The organism is Salinisphaera dokdonensis CL-ES53 (assembly GCF_040361215.1).
GTDB classification, from domain to species: domain Bacteria; phylum Pseudomonadota; class Gammaproteobacteria; order Nevskiales; family Salinisphaeraceae; genus Salinisphaera; species Salinisphaera dokdonensis.
Map to the genome: position 1 here is coordinate 429,407 of NZ_APND01000002.1, position 23,556 is coordinate 452,962.

The following is a 23,556-nucleotide window of genomic DNA, read 5'->3' on the forward strand; positions in this document are numbered from 1 at the left end:
CCTTGATCGCCGCCTTGCTCGGCACGGGCGGCTCGACTGGCCTCGAGCGCGCGCGCGACAGGCGATTGCGCAGCGGGCGGCGTGGTCGCGTCATGGTTCGCGCTGGCTGCGTCTCCATGATCGGCAGCAAAAACCTGGTCCGTCGCAGTGTCTGCAGCGGTCCCGACGGCCGCACCGTCAAACAGCAGCCTCGGCTCCAGCGCGCGGATGAAAGGGGAACGGGGCGGGGTGTTTTTCTTCATCATTTTCGCAACCTGTTGCTTCTGCCGCCGAACGGCTGCAACTCGCGCTTTCCGGACTACCAGTAGTTATCGGCTAGCTACGCCTGTACTTGAGTGCTTTTTTAACCCAACCTGCCGCCACTATTGAATACTACTGCAAAGGGTTTCCAAGCAAGCGGCGACATGTCGGCTCCAGCCTTACCGGACAAGACATAGAAGGCACACAACAAATATCCCAATGTCCTCTTGGAACCCGGCAGCGCTTTTGTTCATCACCACCCTGCGCCGTTAATTACTGGGTATCAACACAACGAATCGCGGCTATACGGCAACGCCTGCTCGGCTGGCTGTCACTGTCCAACATGATGTTTTTCAGGGAGTAGCACGTGCTTTTGCATTTCCCCGGACGCGTGAAGGCGAGCTATCGCCGGCTCCTTTCGTGTCCCCGGCATCGTCTCGAGAACGCATCGGCACGTTGACCTCAAGCACTACGCGAGTCTTTCTCATGCGTCATTGATTAATTGGTCATTATTTACCAATTACTTTTTTAGCACTATTTGGATAATATCTCTACTGTTCTATTTACACCGATAAATCTGGACGCCCGCAGCAAGGCAGAACAATAGACTTTCAATACTTACTCATGTTTGAAACGCACGGCCATGACAGCTCGTGCGCGCCAGCCTGTATAAATCTTGGCGCCATAGGTTGCCAAAAAACGGATGTGGGCTTTTGCCACAACAGTATTCCGACGCTCGAGGCGAATCCTGGCAGTTCAGCGGCAATCGGCGGGCGTACGACTTGACCAACGTGCGCGTCTCTCGAAACTAGTGGATCGCCTTGCGTGCTTCCAGACCGGCGAGCTTCTGCATCGCGATCGTTCCAACCACCGGTCCCAGCGCAAGCAGGCCAAAGGCGAAGGCCCAGCCGCAGGCTTCGTGCACGACGGGAATCAACCATAGAGTCGGCACGGTGAGCACATAGCCGATGGCGAGCTGCAGAGTGAGCGCGGTGCCGACATAGGACTGATCACCAAGCTCGGTGATCACGGTGGAAAACTGGGCCGAGTCGGCAACCACCCAGAAACCCCAGACAAGGCCTACAACCAACACTACGGGCCAGGCTGCAGCGGGTATCAGGCCTATGATCACGGCACAGCTGCCGGAGATGATCATCGCCAGCGACGTCGCACGGCCGCGCCCCCAACGATCCCCTAGCATGCCACCCACCCAGCACCCGATCGCGCCAACGCCAATCACGACGAACGTCGCGATTGCACTCCAGGCCAACGGGGCGTTTATCGCCTGCTGCGCGAGCACATCTGCAAAGAAGACGCTGAACCAGGCCCACATGGCATAGAGCTCCCACATGTGGCCGAAATAACCAATCGAGGCGAGATACACCGGCCGATCGGAAAACGCCTGCCAGGCCTTGCGCGGATCGAACACGGCACGCGGAAAGTCGAACGGGCCGTCACGCCCGAGGTACTCGGCAATCAGACCGCCGGCCAAGGACATGACGGACGTCGCGAAAATCACGACACGCCAGTCCAGTCCGCCGAGGCCGTTGACCAGATGCGGCGCGGCCGAGCCGACGGTTAGCGCGCCAACCATGATGCCGAGTGCCGTGCCACGCTTGATCTTGAACCACGTCGCCATCGCTTTCATCGCGGGCGGGTAGACGCTGGCGAGGCAGAAGCCGGTAACCGCACGCAGCAGGATGGCAAGCACGACCGGCGGACCGGCGAGCAGCAATAGATTGGCCAGCGCCGCGCCCGCGCCGCCATAGAGCATCAGCCGGCGCGGCGGCACCCGGTCGGCGAGATTGAGTACCGCCGACGTCAGCGCACCCACAACGAAACCGAGTTGTACAGCGATCGTCATCCACGCGGACTCGGCCGACGTCAGCGTCCAGAGATCACGCAGCTGCGGGACCACCGCCGTGGCCGAAAACCAGGTCGTCATACCCAGCAACATCGCGCTCGCTAGGATGATCAGGGCGCGCCAGCGACCCGGCGGGTCTTGCATGGGCACGGTTTCGCGGGTATCGCGCGCCCTAGGCGATATAGTGGCACTCACCGCGGCAGCGGGGTCGTATAGGTCACCGCATCGCCGGAGACACAAACCTCACCGTCATGGTTCTCGACCGTCGTGCGGATCGTGCAGAACGGCTTGTCCTCACGGACGGTGAGAATCTCCACGCGCCCCGTGATCGTGTCGCCGACATACACCGGCTTGGAGAACTTCCAGTCCACGCTCAAAAAGACGCTGCCCGGGCCGGGCAGATCCTCGGCAACCACCGCGTTGAGAATGCCCGTGGTCACCCCACCCTGCACGATCAATCCGCCAAAGCGCGAGTTTTCCGCAGCGTTGCGATCGGTATGCAGTGGATTGCGATCACCGCTCATTTCGGTGAACAGCTCGATATGCCGAGTACCGACCTCCAGGCGGCGTTCCGCCACATCGCCTGCCTGTGGCATACCGTGGCGCGTATCAACCCAACCGTTGTTCTGTTCATGTTCGCTCATGGGCTCCTCCTGGCGACAAACATCGCACAGGCGAAGCCGCGCTCGCCACGCGTCAAAGGTTGTAGTCGCGTTCGTCGAGCGAGCGGCGCGTCTAGACTCGCAACTGCTCGATCGAGACCGCCATATCGTCGGCAAGCTGACGGAGCGCCGTGGCATCCACATCACGTTGCGCATACGCGCGTAGGCCCATGATCTCGGCCTGCAGTCGACGCCCCAACCGAACCGGCGACTGTGTTGTCGCAATCTCGCCCGCCTCCTGGGCCGCCTCGAAACAGGCAACGAAACGCGCTTCCATCAAAGCCAGCAGGCGATCCGCCTGATTCTGTGCCGCGGCGTCACGCTCGCCGAGCTCGAGCAGGCTCTTGACCAGCATGCAGGCACGACAGGGCACGACCCGGTCACGCAGGCCACCCAGCGAGCGCAAGTAGTCAGCCAGCCCGGACAGAGGCGAAGCATGCGACTGCAATTGGGCTTCCAACTCGGCAAGGCCTTGTTGCGCATAGCGATCGAGCGCGTCTTGAAACAGCCGCGACTTACTCCCGAATGCCGCGTAAATGCTGCCCGGGCGCATATCCAGTGCTCGCTCGACATCCTTGATGGACGTCGCATGAAAACCCTGCTGCCAGAACAGCTGCACGGCTTGATCGAGTGCCCGTTGGCGGTCGTAGAGAGGTTGGCGCGGCATGGCTGTTCTGGAGCTCGCTTGGCTGACACCGGTGTCTTTCTAGTAACGAAGAGTTTAACTTGAATGAACACTCAAATACGATTAGGCTGCGACGTATTCATGAGTCATCGCTCACGCGATGCAGCACCCGAACCAGGATTCTCCTATGGCCGACTTCAAACTCCACGATCAAAGCAGTGCACCGGACGACAGCAAGCCGTTGCTCGAAAACTCGGTAAAAGGCTTCGGCATGATTCCGAATCTGCATGCCGTAATGGCCGAAGCACCGGGCCTGCTGGATGGCTACCAGCATCTCCACGCCCTGTTCCTCGACACCAGTTTCACCGCCGAAGAACAGACGGTGGTCTGGCAGAGCATCAACGTCGAGCATGGCTGCCATTACTGCGTACCCGCGCACACCGCCATCGCCAAGCAGATGAAAGTCGACGACACGATCACCGACGCCCTGCGTAACGAAACGGCACTGCCCAGCGACCGCCTCGAAGCGCTGCGCGATTTCACCCTCAGCGTCGTGCGCCAGCGCGGCGAAGTCAGCGATGACGCCGTTCAGGCGTTCTTCGATGCCGACTTTACTCGTCAGCAGCTACTCGAAGTCGTGCTGGGCGTTTCGCAGAAGGTGATGAGCAACTACGTGAATCATCTGGCCGTCACACCGGTCGACGAGCCGTTCAAGAAGTTCGAATGGCACAAGAACAGCTGATGGGCTGGTTAGGCGCCATGCCACCCCTGACGGAGAACGCCCCGCATGACTTCTGAAACACGACTGCGCATCAGCCTGTTACTGCTTCGTCTCGGGGTGTTCCTCGTCATGGCGATCTGGACCATCGACAAGTTCGTCAATCCATCGCACGCGGCCGGCATATTCGAAAAGTTCTATGCCATCCCGGGCGTAGGATCGGCGCTGGTGTGGGGGCTGGCAGTGCTGGAACTGGCACTGATTCTGGCGTTTGTAGCCGGACTGAAGAAACGCCTGACCTATGGCGTGATCATGGTCTTGCACGGCGTGTCGACATTTTCCGCGTTCCGCCAGTACTTCGCGCCGTTCGAAGGCTCGCATCTGCTGTTTTTCGCGGCTTGGCCCATGCTGGCCGCCTGTATCGCGCTCTATCTACTGCGCGATCAGGACCGCCTGCTTACCGTCAGCGCACGAAGCTGATAACAACCGCGACTGCCCTTTCGGGCGGTCGCGACGCAGGCGCCTGGCGAATGTGCTGGCCGGCCTGCCGCCGGCAAGCGTCGCTTGGCGGCACGCAATCCCAGGCAATCTCTAAACGAGGGCAACTACTCGACTTGCCCGCCTGAACATGCCGCTCCAAAGGCCTATTCGCGGCGTGATGGGCCGCCAACGCGCTCGAAGCACCCGTACTAGCAAGAGAAAGCGCTACTCGACAGTGACGGACTTCGCGAGGTTACGCGGCTGGTCCACGTCGGTGCCCTTCGCGACGGCGACATGGTATGCGAGCAACTGCAGCGGCACCGTGTAGGCGATCGGTGCCAGCGTCTCCTCGACATGGGGCATGTCGAGCACGGTAATGCCCGGCCCGGTATCAAGGCCGGCTTCCGCGTCCGCGAACACATAGAGCTTGCCGCCGCGGGCCCGAACTTCCTGCAGGTTCGACTTCACCTTCTCGAGCCAGTCGTTCTTCGGCGCCACCGCAATCACGGGCATCTTCTCGTCGACCAGCGCGAGCGGCCCATGCTTGAGCTCGCCGGCGGCATAGGCCTCGGCGTGCAGGTAGGAAATCTCCTTGAGCTTGAGCGCGCCTTCCATGGCGATCGGGTACATCGGACCGCGACCGAGGAAGAGCGCGTGGTCCTTGTCGACGAACTCTTCGGCCAATTTGCGAATGGCGTCGTCGAGCTCGAGTACGCGTTCGACGGCATCCGCCACACGATGAATATCGCCGGCCAGCGCCCGCCGATCGGCTGCATCGCGTTCCAGCATGCCGGTGAGCAGCAGCAGACAGAGCAGCTGGGTGGTGAAGGCCTTGGTCGACGCCACGCCGATTTCCGGGCCGGCATGGGTCATCAGCACCAGGTCCGACTCGCGGGTGAGCGAGGTTTCCGGCTTGTTGCAGATCGCAAGCGTCGCGAGATAACCGCCGTCGCCGGTACCCAGCGACTTGGCATAGCGCAGGGCGGCGAGCGTGTCGGCCGTTTCGCCCGACTGCGAAAGTGTGACGAACAGGCAGTTCTTGGGCACCACCGGGTCGCGGTAGCGGTATTCGCTCGCCAGTTCCACATTACAGGGAATACGCGCCATCGATTCCAGCCAGTACCGCGCGACCAGGCCGGCATGGTGGCTGGTGCCGCAGGCGACGATATGGATCGCATCGACGCCTTCGAGCAGCGTCTTGGCTTCGGCGCTGATGCTGGAGGCGAAGATATCGTCGGTCGAGACCCGGCCCTGCCAGGTTTCCGCCAGTGCCCGCGGCTGCTCGTAGATCTCCTTGAGCATGAAGTGGCGATAGTTGCCTTTCTCGGTCGCCGAGATCGATAGCCCGGTTTCCTTCACCTCGCGCTCGACCGCCTGGCCTTCGCCGTCGAGGATGTCGAAGCGCGCCGGCGTCATGATCACCAGATCGCCTTCCTCGAGGTAGACGAAATTGCGGGTGACCGGCAGCAGTGCGGCCACGTCGGAGGCGACGAAATGCTCGCCGATGCCCACACCGAGAACCAGCGGCGAGCCGCTACGGGTGGCGACCAGCGTTTGCGGAGCATCCCGGCAGACGACCGCCAGCGCATAGGCGCCGTGCAGTTCGTTGACGGTCGCTCGCACTGCGCCGGCCAGATCGTCGCTGTCGCCGAGATGGCTTTCCACCAGATGCGCGATCACTTCGGTATCGGTCTGCGAGGTGAACTCGTAGCCTTCATCCACCAGACGCGCACGCAGCGGCTCGAAGTTCTCGATGATGCCGTTGTGTACCACCGCAATGCGATCCGTCGAGACATGCGGATGGGCATTGGCTTCGGACACGCCGCCGTGGGTCGCCCAGCGGGTATGCGCAATACCGAGCGTGCCCGGGCGCGGCGCTTCGGCCAAGCGATCGGCCAGCGCCTGCACCTTGCCAACGGCGCGCGTGCGATCCAGCCCACCATCGTGCACGAGCGCGAGCCCGGCCGAGTCGTAGCCGCGATACTCCAAGCGCCGCAGCCCCTCGAGCAGGATCGGTTCGACATCACGCTGGGCGCTAGCTCCAACAATTCCGCACATTCGAGCGTTCCTTGAGTCCTGTACCGCGGTTGCGAATGGCAGCGCGGCAGTCCGGCCTGTTCAGTCGTGGCCGGGTGTGTGCTTCTTCGGCCGTTTCCAGCCGTCGATACTGATCTGTTTGGCGCGCGACAACGTCAGCGCCTGCGGCGGTGCCGTCTTGGTGACGGTCGAGCCCGCGCCGATCGTCGCGCCCTTGCCGATATCGACCGGCGCGACCAGCTGGCAGTCCGAGCCGATGAAGGCATCGTCGCCGATAGTGGTGACATTCTTGTTGGCGCCGTCGTAATTGCAGGTGATCACGCCGGCGCCAATGTTGACGTTGTTGCCTACCTTGGCATCGCCGACATAGCTCAGGTGGTTGATCTTGCTGCCCACGCCGAGGGTGATCTTCTTGGTTTCGACGAAGTTGCCGATCTTGGCGCGATCGGCCAGCCGCGTATCGGGGCGCAGGCGGGCGAACGGCCCGACCTGACAGCGCGCGCCTACCTGGGCGTGCTCGATCACGGTATGCGACAGGATCTGGCTGTGGTCACCGATCTGGCAATTACGCAGCACGCAGTTCGGCCCGATGGTGACGTTATCGCCCAGCACCACCTCGCCTTCAATGACCGCGTTGATGTCGACCATGCAATCACGGCCGATACGCAGCGAACCACGCAGGTCGAAACGATCCGGATCACGCAGGGTCAGGCCCTGATCCATCAGCGCATCGGCCTGGCGGCGCTGCAGCAGCCGCTCGGCAAGCGCCAGATCACGCTTGTTATTGATGCCCTGGGTCTCCTCGACGTTGCCCGACTGGCCGGCCACGATCTGCACGTTATCGCCTGCCGCCATGGCGATGCAGTCGGTCAGGTAATACTCACCCTGGGTGTTTTCGTTGGTCAACCGCGACAGCCAGTCACGCAGATGGCGCGACTGGGCACAGAGCAACCCCGTATTCACTTCGCGGATATAGCGCTCGTCGCCGGTGGTGTCCTTGTCTTCGACAATGCCGACGACACGATTCTCGTCGTTGCGCTTGATGCGACCGTAGCCGCTCGGATCCTCCAGCACGACGGTGAGCAATGCCAGCGCATCGCTGCCCGACGCTTCCACCAGATGTGAAAGCGTGCCCGCACGCATTAGCGGCACATCGCCGTACAGCACGAGTACGCGGGCGTCGTCCGGCACGTCGTCGATCGCCTGGGCGACCGCATGGCCGGTGCCCAGCTGCTGCTCCTGGTAGACCCAGTTGACCTCGAGATAACCGAGGGCGGACTGCACCTGCTCCGCGCCGTGGCCGTAGACCACATGGATCTGCTCCGGATCGAGCGTCTGTGCAGCCTCGACCACATGCTTGAGCAGCGGCCGATCACCCAGCGGCTGCAATACCTTCGGCAGGGCAGAGTGCATGCGTTTGCCCTTGCCCGCCGCAAGGACGACGATATGTAGACCCATAATTGGCACGTTTCGACGGTTTGACGTGGACTATACAGCCCCTGCCGGGGCTTGCGTAGACGCGTCCGCGGGACGCTCGGCCAGCGCTTCCGTCCAGGCCGAGGCCGCCTGCGCCCAGACTTCGACATGCAGCCAGTGCATACGAGCCGGGTCCGCGAGCAAACGGCGCTGTTCGTCGACCGAAAGGGCGTCCGCCCCCTGGTTGAGTGCGCGCTCTGCAAGTTCGCGGCGATAGTCCGCAATCGCGACAGTCAGCCGACGCTCGCGCCCCTGCATGCCGACATGCAAGGCGTTGATCGCGGGGTCGACAACGGCTTCGACAAAACCCGCTTCCGGCGGCGCAGCCGCTTCGATCTCGACCACGCGAGCCAGCTCGGGCGGCGCCTTGAGCTCTTCCGGGATGAGCTGTAATTCTCGACGACGCATCCAGAGGCCCAAGTCCGCACGCGAGGTGAGCACGGTAATCACGGGGGCGAGAATCAGGGGCACCAGAATCGGCGCCAGCCAAGGCGCGAAGCCGGGTGTGTACCAGAGCAGCAATCCGCCCCAGACCGTGGCCAGCAACATGCCCCATATGTGGAACCGCACGGCGCGTAGCCAAGGCACCTGCGCGTCTGCGCGCTGCTGGGCGTTCCATTTCACCTGCTGACCCGTGAGCGTGGTGAACACGAAGCGCGTATGCGTGAGCATGCGGATCGGCGCGAGCAGCGAGGTGAGCAAGATTTCGATCAAAGTCGACGCGATCAGATTGCCGACGCCACCGAACTCGCGCTGCTTGCCGCGCGCGACGATCATGACGACGCCAAGAATCTTGGGCAGAAACAGCACCACCAGCGTCGCGACGAACAGACTCACGGCCCAGATGGGCTGCCACACGGGCCACTGTGGAAACAATGCGCCCGCGACCGGAAAATAGTCCGGCGTCCGCAGCGCTTCGAGCACGGCTTCTGCGCTCGACAGCAACAGGAAGATGAACCAGATAGCGGCCGAGGTGTAGGCCATCACGCCGTTTGCGAACAACGCGCGATGGGCTGGCGCGAGATTGTCGGAAAACAGCAGCCGAATGTGCTGGATGTTGCCCTGACACCAGCGTCGATCGCGGCCGAGCTCTTCGATGAGGTTTGGCGGGACTTCCTCGTAACTGCCGGGTAGATCATAGGCAATGAATACGCCCCAGCCGGCCCGCCGCATGAGCGCGGCTTCGACAAAGTCGTGGCTGAGAATATCGCCCGAGAGCGCGCCTCGGCCCGGCAATCGCGGCAGCGCGCAGTGGGCCATGAACGGTTCGATCCGGATGATCGCGTTATGGCCCCAATAGTGGGCATTATCCAGATGCCAGAAGTGCAGACCCGCAGCAAACATACGCCCGTATACGCGGGTGGCGAACTGGGCAACGCGTGCAAGCACGCTGACCCGGTTCACGGCCGTGGGCGGTGTCTGGATCAGGCCCGCACCGGGATTGGCCTGCATGCGGTCGACCAGCGCTGTGAGCGTATCGCCAGCCATGATGCTGTCGGCATCAAGCACGATCATGTAGCGATAGTGTCCGCCCCAGCGCCGACAGAAGTCGGCGAGATTGCCGCTCTTGCGCTTCACGCGCGCACGCCGACGACGATAGAACACACGCCCGAACGCATCCATCTCGCGGCAGAGCTGTGCCCAGGCGTTCTGCTCGGCGATCACCGTGTCTGGCTTGACCGAATCGCTGAGCACGAAGAAATCGAACTCCTCGAGCCGGCCTGTGGCCTCCAGCGATTCATAGATCGCCTGCAGCCCGGCAAAGGTGCGCGATACGTCTTCTTCGTAGATCGGCATGACGATGGCCGTGCGCGCATCATCGTCAACAGGTGGCATGTTGGAGGGCGGCTTCGCCGGCGGGTCGGAACGCACCAGATACCGATCGCCGCGCCAGAGCACGAAGAACCCCGACAGCGCGGTCCAGAAACCAACCAGAATCCAGGCAAACAGCATGAACGCTGCGCCAAGGATGAAGGCCTCCAGGATCGTGGCGCCGCGGTGTGGCAGCACCGTCGCCATATAGGCCGCGGCGCCTGCAGCCGGCAGAGCGACCATCAGCGCCAGCAGGGTCTGGCGCCAACGCACCACGCCTTTCAAGCGACTGGGAACGGACTTCGGCAGGCTGTTGCTCTTGCGGCTTAGCCACGGCAGCACGCGCCATGGCCTGCGGTCGATATCCGCGGGCGACATGGGCCAGCGATTGAGCTGCGGCATGGCAGCACTGCGCAATGCCCCGGCAGTTGGCGGACGCGCCTCATCGTCGTGGCGCAGGCTCGGGTAGGCCGATTGGACCCGCGCTATGAGTTCATGATCACTGCCCTCCGCCTCGGCACCGCCATCGTTGTCCTGTAGCTGGGCACGCAGCCGCTGCAGTGCTTCGCGCCGATCGGCGGGCTCCGAGTCGAGCACGCGCGCGCGCAGCGCTCGGCGCCTGTCGTCGGCCAGGGGCAGGCGCGACAGATAGGCGTCGAGCGCTTCGATCACGTCGGCCATACCGGCCTTGTTATTGCTCACGGTGATAGCGCGTAACTCCAGGTCTGGGTCAGCGCCCCGCCTTCGGGGCCGGCCAGAAATGCACGCAGCTCGAGTGGCGAGTCGAGCGAGTCGGTCGGCACGAGGAAAGTCAGACGCCAGCCGCCAGTGTGCGGATTGCGGACCGCCTCGATGTTGTTGATCGTGGCGTCACGCATGGCGTTGACCCGCGGCTGAACGCTACCCGGCTCGGTCAGACCTTCGAGTTCGCCACCGACGAACTCGATCGCCACGCGCAGTGTGTCCCGCGGCTGCCCCGGCACGACGGCTGCCCGACCAATACGGGATGCCGACGCGTGGGCCAGTGAATCGGGGCCGGCAAGCTTCGAACTCCACTGGATATTGTAGGCATAGTGCAGCCGCTGGCCGGCCTCGACCGGATCCTTGGGCACCCAGTAGAGCGCCATGTTGTCGTTGACTTCGCTATCCGAGGGAATCTGCACGAGTTCGAGATGGCCATCGCCCCAGTCACCTTCGGGCGTAATCCAAGCACTGGGGCGTTTCTCGTACTGGTAGTCGAGATCCTGGTAGTGGTCGAAGTTGCGATCGCGCTGCATGAGCCCGAAGCCACGTACGTTATTCGCCGAGAACTGGTTCATCGACAATTTCTGCGGGTTATACAGCGGCCGCCATAGCCATTCGCCATTGGTGGCCGAGATCAGCAGGCCATCGGAGTCGTGTGCTTCCGGACGATAGTCGTCCAGACGCGTCAGGCTGTTCTCGCCCCACATGAACATGCTGGTTAGCGGCGCCACGCCGAGCTTGCCGATTGGCTTGCGGGTGAACAGCGTTGCCTCGACACGCGTCTGGGTTGCGTCGCCTGGCGTGACTTCGAAACGATAGGCACCGGCCACGCTCGGCGAGTCGAGCAGCGCGTAGGCAGTAATCGTTTCGCTGTTCTTTTCGGGCTCGACCAGCCAGAAACTCACGAAAGCCGGGAATTCCTCGCCGGACTCGCCGCCGGTGTTGATCGCGAGTCCACGTGCGGATAGCCCGTAATGCTCGCCCGCGCCAAGAGCACGGAAATACGAGGCACCCAGAAAGGAGAGCACTTCGTCGAGCTTGCCCTCGGTTTCCAGCTCGTGCAGCAGCTTGAAGCCCGCATACCCGAGATCTTCCGGGATGCGATCACGCAGCTCAGGATTCGGGTACTGGAAACGATTCTTGTCGAACCGGAACTCGCCGACGCCGTGTTCGTTGACCAGATGCATCTTCACCGGGTGCGTGTAGTACGAACCGGGGTGGTAGAACATGCTCTCGAAGCCCAACCCGGCGTCGTGCCAGAGGGCTCGGTCGGCCTTGTAGCTGATCTGATCGAGCTGCGCGAAATCGAATTCCTGCAGGAACTTCGGAATCTGTGACGGCGCGCTATAAGGTTTCGCCGCACGGGCCTTGGCCTGTTCGACCACGTTGTCGTAGCCGAACCCCTGGCGCGTCTGCGAGGTGTCCGCGGGAGCATTACCCTGGGCCGACTTGGTGTCCGACGAGTCGGCAGCCGCATCAGCGGCTGTTGCAGAGGACGCAAGCAAGACGCCGAACACGACGAAACCCGCGAGCAGGCCAGAGGGCCAATGCCTAATCATGTAATGCTCCAATATGGATCGCTATGCCGCCAACTCTGCTACCGACAGCAGCCGTAATTGACGAGTTCCCCTCGCTTCGCTCGCTTTAATCTACCAAAACGCGTGCCAACGTGGGCAGCGCGCTTGGTTCAGTAGCGCGGCTGCCAGGGCATGCGCAATTTCTGCGCCATCGAACGCAGGCCCGGCAGGATGGCGCCGGTGCTTTGCGAGAAGTTGACGGTCATCCGCAGGTCATCTTCGGCGTCGGCCGTCGTCGCCCAGCCCGCTGAGAGATAATTGACGCTCAGGTCGACGCGCTCGCTTAACTGCGACAGGCCGAGATTCAGCCCCGTGCGGGTCGCGCCACTCTGGCGGTCGTATCGGCTGCCCCCAAGTGCGAATGTCGGCGACAGTTCGGCCTGCAGCCCTGCGATCGTCACGTCGCGGCTTGCGGAGAACTGCCAGAGCGTGCCGTCGACAGGCAACGCCAGCGGCGCCTCCATGCTTGCGTCGTACCAGCCCAGACTGCTGTTCACCCGCCAATCGCGCCAGCGAAGCGTGCGAGCCGCCACCTCGAGCGCTAGCGGTGTACTGCCGTTGGCCCGTGTATCCACCGGAGCACCCAGATGGGCACTGACCTGCCAGGGCCGACCCAGATCCGTTAGCGTCTTGCGACGCGAGAGCACCAAAGTCTGGGCTACCGCCGACTGTTCCCGTAACTCGGAGGGCTGATGCAACCGAAGGTCGTGCGAGACCTGCCAGCTCTGGCCCAACGACTGATTGTTCTGCAATTCAACGCCGCGATCACCCGCGACGATGGCACTGCCAAGCGCATCGAACTGTGGGTCGGCCTGAAAATAGCTGAGCGTCGCGTGCCCGGCGGCAATATCCTGCGTAAGCCCGAGACGCGCGGCGCGGCCGGGCGCCGCCTCGCCGTTGTCCGACCGGTTGGTGACCTGCGCCACTTCTGTCGACAGATCCGGCAGGTACCAGCGTTCGCCGAGATCCATCCGATTCTCGACACGAACCAGCGTCTGGCCGCCACCAAGCGTGGCGCCTTCGCCTTCCGTGCGCAGCGCAGAGGCCCGCAGTAACGGCGTATCCGCTGCGCTCGAGCGCCACTGCAGACCGCTGGTGAGATACTGCTGGGTTGCGCTGCTCAACGAGTCCACGCCAACAAAGGCTTCTGCGCTACCAAGCGCGCGACCCATTCCGGACAGATCAATCCGACGCTCGTCACCATGAATCGTACGCTCGAACGCAGGCGACATGAACGGCGATATGGATTTCGTCGAGCTCGCAGACGCGGCGAGCGGCCACAAGAGCGCGAGGCCCGTAGCCAGAACGAGAAAACGGGTTGCTGATCCGTCACGCGGCATGGCGTGTACCGGTGGGGTCGGTGGATGATGCATCGCAGCAACCTAGATGATTGCTGCTGGCACCGCAAGTTACCCGCAAAAGGTGAACTTGTCTATAAAGTTCTGCGATTTCGCGTGTGCGTCGTCGCTACTGGGTCGAGCGCAGCTTCTTCACGAGGTGCAAGCGAGCGGCTGCCTCGGCCAGTTCGGACTGTGCCTTGGCGATATCGACCTTGTCCTCGGCCTTGGAGACTTTCTCTTCGGCACGTTGCTTGGCCTTCTCGGCAGCGGCTTCGTCGATATCTGCAGCGCGTTCGGCGGTGTCCGCCATCACGGTCACCAGGTGCGGCTGCACTTCGAGCACGCCGCCGGAGACGAAGAACTGCTGCTCTTCCTGGCCTTCCTCCTGGATACGAACCTGACCGGGACGCATGCGCGTAAGCAACGGCGCATGGCGCGGCGCGATGCCGACCTCACCCATCTCGGCGGCGACGAACACCATGGTCGCCGAACCGGAATAGATCTGGCCCTCGGCACTGACGAGGTCAACGTGTAGTTTCATATCGCTGCTCTATGGAGGGAGAAGACCGGCGCCATAGCGACGCCGGCCGTTCGTTTCATTCGGGCGGTGCTCAGGCCGCCTTCTTGCCCATGTCTTCGCCCTTCTTCACGGCCTCGTCGATGGTACCGACCATGTAGAAGGCCTGCTCGGGCAGGTGATCGTAGTCGCCGTCGACGATACCGCGGAAACCACGGATGGTCTCGGTCAGCGGCACATACTTGCCGGGCGAACCGGTGAACACCTCGGCCACGAAGAACGGCTGCGACAGGAAGCGCTCGATCTTACGAGCCCGCGACACGGCCAGCTTGTCCTCTTCGGACAGCTCGTCCATGCCCAGAATCGCAATGATGTCCTTCAGCTCACGATAGCGCTGCAGCGTCTGCTGCACGTCACGCGCGGTCTGGTAGTGATCATTGCCGATCACGTTCGGATCCAGCTGACGCGATGTGGAGTCCAGCGGATCCACGGCCGGGTAAATACCGCGCTCGGCAATGCCACGCGCCAACACGACCGTGGCGTCCAGATGCGCAAAGGTCGTGGCCGGCGACGGATCGGTCAGATCGTCCGCCGGCACGTACACGGCCTGCACGGAGGTGATCGAACCCGTTTTCGTGGAGGTAATGCGCTCCTGCAGGAGACCCATTTCCTCGGCCAGCGTCGGCTGATAGCCCACCGCGGACGGCATACGGCCCAGCAGCGCGGACACTTCGGTACCGGCCAGCGTGTAGCGGTAGATGTTGTCGATGAACAGCAGCACGTCACGGCCTTCGTCACGAAAGAACTCGGCCATGGTCAGACCGGTCAGCGCGACACGCAGACGGTTGCCCGGCGGCTCGTTCATCTGGCCGTACACCAGCGCCACCTTATCGATGACGTTGGACTCCTTCATCTCGTAGTAGAAGTCGTTACCTTCACGGGTACGCTCACCGACACCGGCGAACACGGAATAACCGGAATGCTCGGCCGCAATGTTACGGATGAGCTCCATCATGTTGACGGTCTTGCCCACGCCGGCGCCGCCGAACAGGCCGACCTTGCCGCCCTTGGCGAACGGGCAGAGCAGGTCGATGACCTTGATGCCGGTTTCCAGCAGCTCCTGGCTGCCGGCCTGGTCCTCGAAGGACGGCGCGGCGCGGTGAATCGGCGCATTTTCCTCGGCGCCGATATCGCCCTGCTTGTCGATCGGATGACCGAGCACGTTCATGATGCGACCCAGGGTCTTCTGGCCAACCGGCACCGAAATCGGGCTGCCGGTGTTCTCCACCTTGGCGCCGCGGGTCAGACCCTCGGTCACGCCCATGGCGATGCAACGGACCACGCCGTCACCGATCTGCTGCTCGACCTCGAGCACCAGATCCTTTTCCTTCAGGATCAGTGCGTCGTGAATGCTGGGCAACGATTCGCGATCGAATTCCACGTCCACAACGGGTCCGATGATCTGTACGACTGTACCGCTACTCATATCCGATTCCTCACCTGGACAGCGGGATACGCTGCCAATCTGTGTCTAGGGTTTCGCTTGCTTAAGAACTGTTACGACACCGCGGCCGCACCGGCCACGATTTCCGACAGCTCTTGCGTAATGGCTGCCTGACGCTGCTTGTTGTACTCGAGCTGGAGGTCTTCGATGATCTCACCGGCATTATCCGATGCAGACTTCATCGCCACCATCCGGGCCGCCATTTCGCAGGCGACGTTCTCGACCACACCCTGGTAAACCTGGGCTTCTACATAGCGCACGAGGATGTCCTCGAGCAGCTCGCTCGGCTCCGGCTCGTAGATGTAGTCCCAGTGATCGGGCAACTCCTCGTCTTCGTCTTCCGGCACCGGCAGCAGCTGCTGAACTTCGGGCTGCTGGGTCATCGTGTTGACGAATTCGTTGCCCATCAGGAACAGACGATCGATCTCGCCGTCCCGATAGCCATCCAGCATCACCTTGATGGTTCCGATCAGGTCGTCCAGATGCGGACGATCACCGAGATCCGTTACCTCGGCCTTGATGTCCTTGATCCGACGGAAGAAGCTAGCCGCCTTGCGGCCGACCACGACGATCTCGACCGGCACGTTCTGCTTGTCCCAGTGGCGAAGCTCGCCAAGGATCTTGCGGAACAGGTTGATGTTCAAACCGCCGCACAGACCACGATCTGTCGAGATGATGATCATCCCGACCCGCTTCACATCCCGCTCGACCATGAACGGATGCTGGAAGTCCGGGTTCGCCTGCGCGAGATGCCCGATCGTGCGCCGGATCTTCTGAGCATAGGGACGCGCCGCCTCGACGCGCTCCTGGGCCTTGCGCATCTTGGAGGCAGCGACCATTTCCATGGCCTTGGTGATCTTCTGCGTATTCTCTACGCTCTTGATCTTGCCTTTGACTTCCTTTCCGCCGGCCATTACAGGACTCCGTTAGATAGATTCAGGAAACCGCTACGAGCGAGGCCTACCGGCCTCACCAAGTATGCGTTTCCTTGAATTCCTTCATCGCCGCGTGCAGTTCGGACTGGATCTCGTCGGAGAAGTCGCCCGTCTCGTTGATCTTGTCGACCAGACCTTTCTGCTCGCTTTCCATGTACTGGTGCAGCGACGATTCGAAATCGACGACCTTGTCGGCATCCACATCATCCAGATAACCCTTTTCCGCTGCGAACAGGGAAGAGGCCATCAGCGCGACCGACAGCGGCGCGTACTGCTTCTGGATCATTAGCTTGGTGACCCGCTCGCCGTGCTCCAGCTGCTTGCGGGTGGCTTCGTCCAGATCGGAAGCGAACTGCGCGAACGCGGCCAGCTCACGATACTGGGCCAGGGCCAGACGAATGCCGCCGCCGAGCTTCTTGATGATCTTGGTCTGGGCCGAACCACCCACACGCGACACGGACAGACCGGCGTTCACAGCCGGACGGGTGCCGGCGTTGAACATGTCGGTTTCCAGATAGATCTGACCGTCGGTGATCGAGATCACATTGGTCGGCACGAAGGCAGACACGTCGCCGGCCTGGGTCTCGATGATCGGCAGCGCCGTCAGCGAGCCGGTCTGGCCCTTGACCTTGCCTTCCGTCAGCTCTTCCACGTACTCGGCGTTGATGCGCGAAGCGCGCTCCAGCAGACGTGAATGGAGATAGAACACGTCACCCGGGTAGGCTTCGCGGCCCGGCGGACGACGCAGCAGCAGCGAGATCTGACGATACGCCACAGCCTGCTTGGACAGATCGTCGTACACGATCAGAGCGTCTTCGCCCTTATCGCGGAAGAACTCACCCATGGAGCAGCCGGCGTACGGTGCAATGTACTGCAGCGCCGGGGAAATCGCGGCACCGGCAGCGACCACGATGGTGTGCTCCATCGCGCCTTCTTCTTCGAGCTTGCGCACCACGGCGGCAATCGAGCTGTTCTTCTGCCCGATGGCCACGTAGATGCATTTGATGCCCGTGCCCTTCTGATTGATGATCGCGTCGATCGCGATCGCGGTTTTGCCGATCTGGCGATCGCCAATGATCAGCTCACGCTGGCCACGACCGATCGGGATCATGGCGTCAATCGACTTCAGACCGGTCTGGACCGGCTCGTCGACCGACTGGCGTTCGATCACGCCCGGGGCGACCTTTTCGATCGGCGACGTCTGGGTGGTGCCCAGCTCGCCCTTGCCGTCGATTGGCTGACCCAGCGGATCGACCACGCGACCCAGCAGTTCATCACCCACCGGCACTTCCAGAATGCGGCCGGTCGTCTTGACCTCGGCGCCTTCGGAAATATGCGTGTAGTCACCCATGAGCACGGCGCCGACCGAATCCCGCTCGAGGTTGAGCGCGATCCCGAAGGTGCCGCCCGGGAATTCGAGCATTTCGCCCTGCATCGCGTCGGCCAGGCCGTGGATTTTCGCAATGCCGTCGGCGAGGCTCACCAGCGTGCCGACGTTGCGCGACTCGGTAACGGAATCGAAATTTTCGATCCGTTTCTTGATCAGGTCTGAGATTTCCGACGGATTGAGTTGCATTGACCTTATTCCTCTATATCCATGTCGCTGCGGCGACTGCCGCCAGCGGATGATCGCCTATTGGTCCGCGCTAGTGCGCCAGTGACTGCCGCATGCGCTCAAGCTGGGCGCGCAGCGAACCGTCGATGACCATATCGCCGGCCCGGATCACGGCGCCGCCGATCACGTTTTCGTCCTGCTCGAAGGTCAGCCGTACGCTGCGATCGAGCCGTTTCTCCAGAGACGTGGCCAGTGCCGACTGCTGCTCTTCGGAAAACTCGACGGCCGAAGTGACGTTGACGTCGACGCGGTGCTCGGCTTCGGCCTTGCGCTGCTCATAGAGCGTTGCAATGGACGGCGCCAGCACCAACCGGTCGTTCTCTACCAGCAGCCGCACGAGGTTCTTGCTGCCCTCGTGCAGATCGCTGCCGCCCACTTCGATCACGACTTCCGCCAATCGGTCGTCGGCGATCTCGGGGTTATCCATGAGCGCGACGACGTCCTCGTTGGACACGATGGCCGACAGCGCTTCAAGCGCTACCGACCAGTCGTCGAGCTGCCCCTGGGCTTCGGCAAGCTCGAACACGGCGTCCGCATAGGGCCGCGCCAGCGTCTGGGTCTCGGCCATGACTAACGAATCTCCGCGACGAGGTCGTCGATGATGTCGTTATGGGCCTTGGCGTCGATCTCACGCTTGAGAATACGCTCGGCACCAACGACGGCCAGCGAACCGACCTCGCGACGCAGATCTTCCTTGGCAGACGCGACGGTTTGCTCGATCTCCTCGCGTGCGGCATTGACGATGCGCTCGCCTTCCGAACGCGCGTCGTCGCGGGCCCGCTCGAGGGTATCGTCGGCCTGGCGCTGGGCGTTGGTCAGGATTTCCTGAGCCTGCTCGCGCGCCTTACCGACCATTTCCTCGGCCTTGGCGGTGGCTTCGTTGAGCTCGCGGGCGCCGCGTTCGGCGGCCGCAAGACCTTCGCTGATCCGCTTCTGGCGATCACGCATGGCCTGCATGATCGGCGGCCATACGAACTTCATGGTGAACCAGACGAAGACCGCGAAGACGATCATCTGGGCCAGCAGTGTGGCATTGATGCTCATGGGTTACCCCTGGCTTTCGTAACTCGACTTAAGCGACTAGGCGAAACCGGGTGTTAGCCGCCCGCAGACTGCACGGCCGCCACGAACGGGTTGGCGAACGTCAGGAACAGGGCGATACCCACGCCGATCATGGACACGGCGTCCAGCAGGCCGGCGATCAGAAACATGCGGCCGGTCAGCATCGGAGCCATTTCCGGCTGACGAGCGAGGCCTTCCAGGAATTTGCCACCCAGCAGGCCGAAGCCCAGCGCGGTACCGATGGCGCCGAAGCCGATCAGTATCGCGACAGCAATGGCGGTCATGCCCTGGACGTCAGCAATTGCTTGTTCCATTTTCTACTCTCCAGTTTACGAGTCAGTTAGGTCAGTGGGTTGGGTCGATCAGTGGTGCTCTTGCGCCATGCTGAGATAGACGATCGTCAGCATGCCGAAGATATAAGCCTGCAGCGTGATCACCAGAATATGGAAGATCGCCCAGCCAACGCCGAGCAGCACCTGCAGAATAAACATGGGCACGGCCAGCAGACTGGCGCCCGCGCCGAGGGTGAACACGGCGATCAGAATGAAGATCAGCTCACCCGCATAGAGGTTGCCGAACAGTCGCAGCGACAGCGAGACGGGCTTGGCCACGGTCTCGACCACGAACAGCGCGAAGTTGAACGGCGCCAGCCATGGACCGAAGGGGTGGGTGAGCGTTTCCTTGAGGAAGCCCAGGCCGCCCTTGATCTTGACGCTGTAGAACATCATCAGCGCAAACACCGACAGCGACAGACCGAAGGTGATGTTCAGATCGGTCGAAGGCACGACCTTCAGGTAATCGATGCCACTCGCCTGTGCGGCCGCGGGCAGCGCGTCCACCGGAATCAGGTCCATGAAGTTCATCAGGAACACCCACACGAAGATCGTGAGGGCGAGCGGTGCGATCAGCTTGGAATCGCCGTGATAGATGTCGCGCACCTGGGTATCGGTGAAGTCGACGATCATCTCGACAAAGTTCTGCAGACCGCCCGGCTCACTCGCCGTGGCCTTCTTGGCAGCCATGCGGAAGAAGAACAGAAAGAAAACGCCCAGCACGATGGCAAAGAACAGGCTGTCGACGTTCAGCACCCAGAAACCGCTGGCATGTCCGTCAAAGGACATGCTGGTCAGGTCGAACTGAAGGTTCGACAAATGGTGCTGGATGTACTGGGTAGCGGCGCTGCCACCTTCTTCGGCACTGGCCATACGATTTGTCCTCGATGCAAGCCTATGTCGAACCCGCTGCCATTCCTGCCAGCTAGCGCGTCAAGATGAGGGCAAGCCAGTAACAAGCCAGGCAAGCCACGTACGTCGCCAGCAGTGCGAAAAACTGCTGGCCAAACAAAAGGGCTGCCGTGAGAAACAGCCCTGCAGTCAATCCTAGTTTTCCCAGCTCACCCCAATAAAAGGAGCGAGCCATCTTCGATGCGTCGGTCTGACGGCGGCGCGGCAACATCCACAACGCCATCCAGAGCCCGGGCACCGCAGCGACGACAGCGCCAAACAACGCGGCCATCGCTGGCTCCGACCCACCCTTGACGCCGAATACGACGGCCATGAGCAAACCGGTAATGATCTGTGCTGCAAACACCGCCCAAGCAAGGCGCATGTTGCGCAAACGTGGTCGGGTCATCACTACACGAATCCCCCACCTTGGCCCCGACCTGACACGCAATTCCCTCGCGACAAACCCGGCGCTCGGCGGACTATAGACAAAGCCAAATCGAAGGTCAATCGTGAAAAAGAAGGGTGTTATCTACAATAAAAACGCGTCTGGCCTTACTTCAGACGATCCAGCAGTGCGTCGAGCTCGGCTGCGTTCGGGTAGTCGATGACCACCCTTGCACGCCCGCCCCGCTGCGACCGCACGGTAACTTTCGCACCGAGGGTATCGCCCAGTTCACGCTCGAAACGCACCAGACGATTGCTCTGGCGCGCGGCGCCTTCGCTTCCGTTCTCGGCCATGGCGGACGCAACCAGCGCCTCGGTCTGGCGTACGGTCAGCTGACGCGCGGCGACCCGCGCGGCGAGATCGGCTTGCAGGGCGGCCGGCGCGCCGAGCAGCGCCCGCGCATGGCCCATCTGGATATCGCCCGCGCGCAGCAGCGCCTGGGCTTCGGAGACCAGCTCGGACAGGCGCAACAGGTTCGACACGCTGGCGCGCGAGCGGCCCACGGCCTGCGCACACGCCGCATGGGTCATGCCGCACTCCTCGATCAGACGACGCAAGGCGGCCGCCTCTTCCAGCGGGTTGAGATCCTCGCGCTGGATATTCTCGATGAGCGCCACCGCCATGGCAGCATCGTCGGCCATCGGCCGCACCACAGCCGGCACTTTTTCCAGGCCCGCCAGGCGTGCGGCACGCCAACGGCGCTCGCCGGCGACGATCTCGTAGCCGCCATCGGTTTCGCGAACCACGAGTGGCTGAACGATGCCCTGGGTACGGATCGACTGCGCCAGCGCCTCGAGCGCTTCCGCGTCCATATCCCGACGCGGCTGATAGCGACCGGGGCGCAGCGCATCGAGTTCCAACTCGACGAGTTCGCTGCCGGTTTCCGGTGCCTCGTCGAAATCGTTGCTCAGCAGCGATTCCAGACCCCGCCCCAATCCTCGTTTCTTCTGTGCCATAGCCGGATTCTTCCTTTGAACGCGCGTCAGCTGCCGGACTGGCGCTTGCGCCGGCCGAACAGGGACGACACCGCGCGGCGTGCGCCCTTGTGGGGCGCGCCGATGATCTCGCTGTCGTCGCGCCCCAGGATCTCCGCAGCCAGCGCACGATAGGCTGCAGCACCCGAGGCGGCATTATCGTACTGCATGATCGGCACGCCGTGACTCGGCGCCTCGGCCAGACGCACGTTGCGCGGAATGACGGTGTTGTAGACCGCGCTGCCGAAATAATCGGTGAGCTGGGCAGACACATCCCCGGTCAAGCGGTTGCGCGCGTCGTACATGGTGCGCAGCACGCCTTCGATGATCAGATCCGGATTCATCATCTTGCGCACGCTCTCGATCGTCTCGAGCAGGTCCGACAATCCTTCCAGCGCGTAATACTCGCACTGCATGGGGATGATCACGCCGCGCGCGGCGGCCAGCGCGTTCACCGTAAGCATCGACAGCGCGGGTGGGCAGTCGATGACGACATAGTCGAAGCTTTCCGAAATCTCTGCGAGCGCTTTCTTGAGCGCGAGCCGGCCATTCTTGCGATCACGCAGGCCGACTTCGGCGGCGGTCATGTCGCCATTGGCGCCAAGCAGATAGAACTCGCCATCGAGCACCACCTGCAGCGCTTCCGACACGCCCTTGTCGCCGAGCAGGAAGTCGCAGACCGTGGCGTCGAGGGCATTCTTGTCCACACCCACGCCCATCGTGGCGTTGCCCTGGGCGTCCATATCCACAAGCAGCACGCGCTGCTCGGCCTCGGCCAGCGCAGCCGCAAGATTGATGCTCGTGGTGGTCTTGCCCACGCCGCCTTTCTGGTTGGCGATGGCGATGATATTGCTCATGGGCGCTCAGTCTAATGGACTCGGCAGGTCCCTGTGACCCGGACTAGATCAGCCCCGGCTCCAGGATCGCCAGATGACGCGCGGCATCCAGGCCCGGCACCGCCAGCGAAACGGTGTCGACATGCCGGAAGTCGAGCGGCAGGTCCGCCAGCTCGGCCGCCGGATCGCGCCCCTTCATCAGCAGAAAACGCCCACCGGGTGCGACCAGATGGCCAGCCAGACGCGCGCACTCGTCCGCGGCGGCAAAGGCACGACAGATCACGCAGTCGAACTTCTCGTCCGGCTGCCAGGATTCGACCCGTTCCTGCGCGACGGTGACGTTCTTGAGTTCGAGCCGCCGTCGCGCATGGCGCAGGAAGGCCGCTTTCTTGCTGTTCGCCTCAACCACCGTCACGGCCATGCGCGGGCGCACGATTGCGATCACCAGCCCGGGCAAGCCGGGCCCGCTGCCGATATCGGCCACCGCACTACCGGTGACGAAATCCAGCACCGCGAGGCTGTCGAGCAGATGTCGCGTCACCATGGCCAGCGGATCGCGCACCGCGGTGAGGTTGTAGGTGGCATTCCAGGTCGACAGCTCGCGCAGGTAGGCGATCAGCTGTTCCCGGGCCTGGGCCGACACCTCGATCCCCAGCGCCTCTATTCCGGCCGCGAGCTGCTGTTCGCAGGCCCCCCAGTCCGTCATTGCCATGCGTCTCCCGTTTTCCGTAGCGCGCGATACAGCCGCTCAGGATAGCGATTTTTTTGTCCTCCGCGCAGGCTGCATACGCCTCGCCCGCGACGACGATGCGCCGATGCCGTGCTCTGTTTTAATCTGCCCGCTCGCCTTGATCCCCGAGACCGCGC

The 23,556-nt window shown here is 62.5% G+C and carries 23 protein-coding genes; 3 read left to right on the plus strand and 20 right to left on the minus strand.

What is annotated here, in order from left to right; translation table 11 throughout:
* The first annotated feature begins 2 nt into the window (after positions 1-2).
* Complete coding sequence (locus SADO_RS07795) at positions 3-308, plus strand: hypothetical protein (protein ID WP_353110613.1); 306 nt, start codon at positions 3-5, stop codon at positions 306-308.
* 740 nt (positions 309-1,048) lie between these two features.
* Here the strand turns inward: SADO_RS07795 and SADO_RS07800 are convergent.
* The 3 genes from SADO_RS07800 to SADO_RS07810 form a co-directional block, all read right to left on the minus strand.
* Complete coding sequence (locus SADO_RS07800) at positions 1,049-2,248, minus strand: MFS transporter (RefSeq protein ID WP_353110614.1); 1,200 nt, start codon at positions 2,246-2,248, stop codon at positions 1,049-1,051.
* Positions 2,249-2,295: 47 nt separating this feature from the next.
* On the minus strand, positions 2,296-2,748 hold the full coding sequence (locus tag SADO_RS07805) for a MaoC family dehydratase (protein ID WP_353110615.1): 453 nt from the start codon (positions 2,746-2,748) through the stop codon (positions 2,296-2,298).
* Between the two features lie 91 nt (positions 2,749-2,839).
* On the minus strand, positions 2,840-3,433 hold the full coding sequence (locus tag SADO_RS07810; RefSeq protein ID WP_353110616.1) for a TetR/AcrR family transcriptional regulator: 594 nt from the start codon (positions 3,431-3,433) through the stop codon (positions 2,840-2,842).
* A gap of 145 nt (positions 3,434-3,578) precedes the next feature.
* Between SADO_RS07810 and SADO_RS07815 the strand changes: the two genes are divergently transcribed.
* A complete protein-coding gene (locus SADO_RS07815) occupies positions 3,579-4,133 on the plus strand; it encodes a carboxymuconolactone decarboxylase family protein (protein WP_353110617.1) in 555 nt (184 codons plus the stop codon).
* Positions 4,134-4,178: 45 nt separating this feature from the next.
* A complete protein-coding gene (locus SADO_RS07820) occupies positions 4,179-4,589 on the plus strand; it encodes a hypothetical protein (protein WP_353110618.1) in 411 nt (136 codons plus the stop codon).
* A 225-nt stretch (positions 4,590-4,814) separates the two neighbouring features.
* Here SADO_RS07820 and glmS read toward each other — a convergent pair whose 3' ends face one another.
* The 17 genes from glmS to rsmG all read right to left on the minus strand — a co-directional run bounded on the left by glmS (position 4,815) and on the right by rsmG (position 23,401).
* Complete coding sequence (gene glmS / locus SADO_RS07825; protein ID WP_353110619.1) at positions 4,815-6,647, minus strand: glutamine--fructose-6-phosphate transaminase (isomerizing); 1,833 nt, start codon at positions 6,645-6,647, stop codon at positions 4,815-4,817.
* 60 nt (positions 6,648-6,707) lie between these two features.
* Positions 6,708-8,084 (minus strand): bifunctional UDP-N-acetylglucosamine diphosphorylase/glucosamine-1-phosphate N-acetyltransferase GlmU, encoded by a 1,377-nt coding sequence (gene glmU, locus SADO_RS07830; protein ID WP_434547890.1) that lies wholly within the window; start codon positions 8,082-8,084, stop codon positions 6,708-6,710.
* A 30-nt stretch (positions 8,085-8,114) separates the two neighbouring features.
* The gene (mdoH, locus tag SADO_RS07835; protein WP_353110620.1) at positions 8,115-10,616 is read right to left on the minus strand and encodes a glucans biosynthesis glucosyltransferase MdoH; all 2,502 of its coding nucleotides are present in this window, start codon (positions 10,614-10,616) and stop codon (positions 8,115-8,117) included.
* A complete protein-coding gene (locus tag SADO_RS07840) occupies positions 10,613-12,217 on the minus strand; it encodes an OpgD/OpgG family glucan biosynthesis protein (RefSeq protein WP_353110621.1) in 1,605 nt (534 codons plus the stop codon). Before SADO_RS07840 ends, mdoH begins: the two co-directional genes overlap by 4 nt.
* 128 nt (positions 12,218-12,345) lie before the next feature.
* On the minus strand, positions 12,346-13,467 hold the full coding sequence (locus tag SADO_RS07845) for a hypothetical protein (RefSeq protein ID WP_353110622.1): 1,122 nt from the start codon (positions 13,465-13,467) through the stop codon (positions 12,346-12,348).
* Between the two features lie 235 nt (positions 13,468-13,702).
* The gene (locus SADO_RS07850; RefSeq protein WP_353110623.1) at positions 13,703-14,116 is read right to left on the minus strand and encodes a F0F1 ATP synthase subunit epsilon; all 414 of its coding nucleotides are present in this window, start codon (positions 14,114-14,116) and stop codon (positions 13,703-13,705) included.
* 70 nt (positions 14,117-14,186) lie between these two features.
* Positions 14,187-15,578 (minus strand): F0F1 ATP synthase subunit beta, encoded by a 1,392-nt coding sequence (gene atpD, locus SADO_RS07855; protein WP_353110624.1) that lies wholly within the window; start codon positions 15,576-15,578, stop codon positions 14,187-14,189.
* Between the two features lie 71 nt (positions 15,579-15,649).
* A complete protein-coding gene (atpG, locus tag SADO_RS07860) occupies positions 15,650-16,510 on the minus strand; it encodes a F0F1 ATP synthase subunit gamma (protein ID WP_353110625.1) in 861 nt (286 codons plus the stop codon).
* 55 nt (positions 16,511-16,565) lie between these two features.
* Positions 16,566-18,107 (minus strand): F0F1 ATP synthase subunit alpha, encoded by a 1,542-nt coding sequence (atpA, locus tag SADO_RS07865; RefSeq protein ID WP_353110626.1) that lies wholly within the window; start codon positions 18,105-18,107, stop codon positions 16,566-16,568.
* A 70-nt stretch (positions 18,108-18,177) separates the two neighbouring features.
* Positions 18,178-18,714: a F0F1 ATP synthase subunit delta gene (locus tag SADO_RS07870; RefSeq protein WP_353110627.1), complete on the minus strand. Its 537-nt coding sequence runs from the start codon at positions 18,712-18,714 to the stop codon at positions 18,178-18,180.
* 2 nt (positions 18,715-18,716) lie between these two features.
* Complete coding sequence (locus tag SADO_RS07875) at positions 18,717-19,190, minus strand: F0F1 ATP synthase subunit B (protein ID WP_353110628.1); 474 nt, start codon at positions 19,188-19,190, stop codon at positions 18,717-18,719.
* A gap of 53 nt (positions 19,191-19,243) precedes the next feature.
* Complete coding sequence (atpE, locus tag SADO_RS07880) at positions 19,244-19,522, minus strand: F0F1 ATP synthase subunit C (RefSeq protein ID WP_353110629.1); 279 nt, start codon at positions 19,520-19,522, stop codon at positions 19,244-19,246.
* 48 nt (positions 19,523-19,570) lie between these two features.
* Positions 19,571-20,413, minus strand: coding sequence for a F0F1 ATP synthase subunit A (gene atpB, locus SADO_RS07885; protein WP_353110630.1), 843 nt, complete (start codon positions 20,411-20,413; stop codon positions 19,571-19,573).
* Positions 20,414-20,465: 52 nt separating this feature from the next.
* Entirely contained in the window at positions 20,466-20,840 is a 375-nt protein-coding gene (locus SADO_RS07890) for an ATP synthase subunit I (RefSeq protein ID WP_353110631.1), read from the minus strand.
* A 146-nt stretch (positions 20,841-20,986) separates the two neighbouring features.
* On the minus strand, positions 20,987-21,835 hold the full coding sequence (locus SADO_RS07895) for a ParB/RepB/Spo0J family partition protein (RefSeq protein ID WP_353110632.1): 849 nt from the start codon (positions 21,833-21,835) through the stop codon (positions 20,987-20,989).
* Between the two features lie 26 nt (positions 21,836-21,861).
* Positions 21,862-22,710, minus strand: coding sequence for a ParA family protein (locus tag SADO_RS07900; RefSeq protein WP_353110633.1), 849 nt, complete (start codon positions 22,708-22,710; stop codon positions 21,862-21,864).
* Positions 22,711-22,753: 43 nt separating this feature from the next.
* Complete coding sequence (rsmG, locus tag SADO_RS07905; RefSeq protein WP_353110634.1) at positions 22,754-23,401, minus strand: 16S rRNA (guanine(527)-N(7))-methyltransferase RsmG; 648 nt, start codon at positions 23,399-23,401, stop codon at positions 22,754-22,756.
* Positions 23,402-23,556 lie beyond the last annotated feature (155 nt).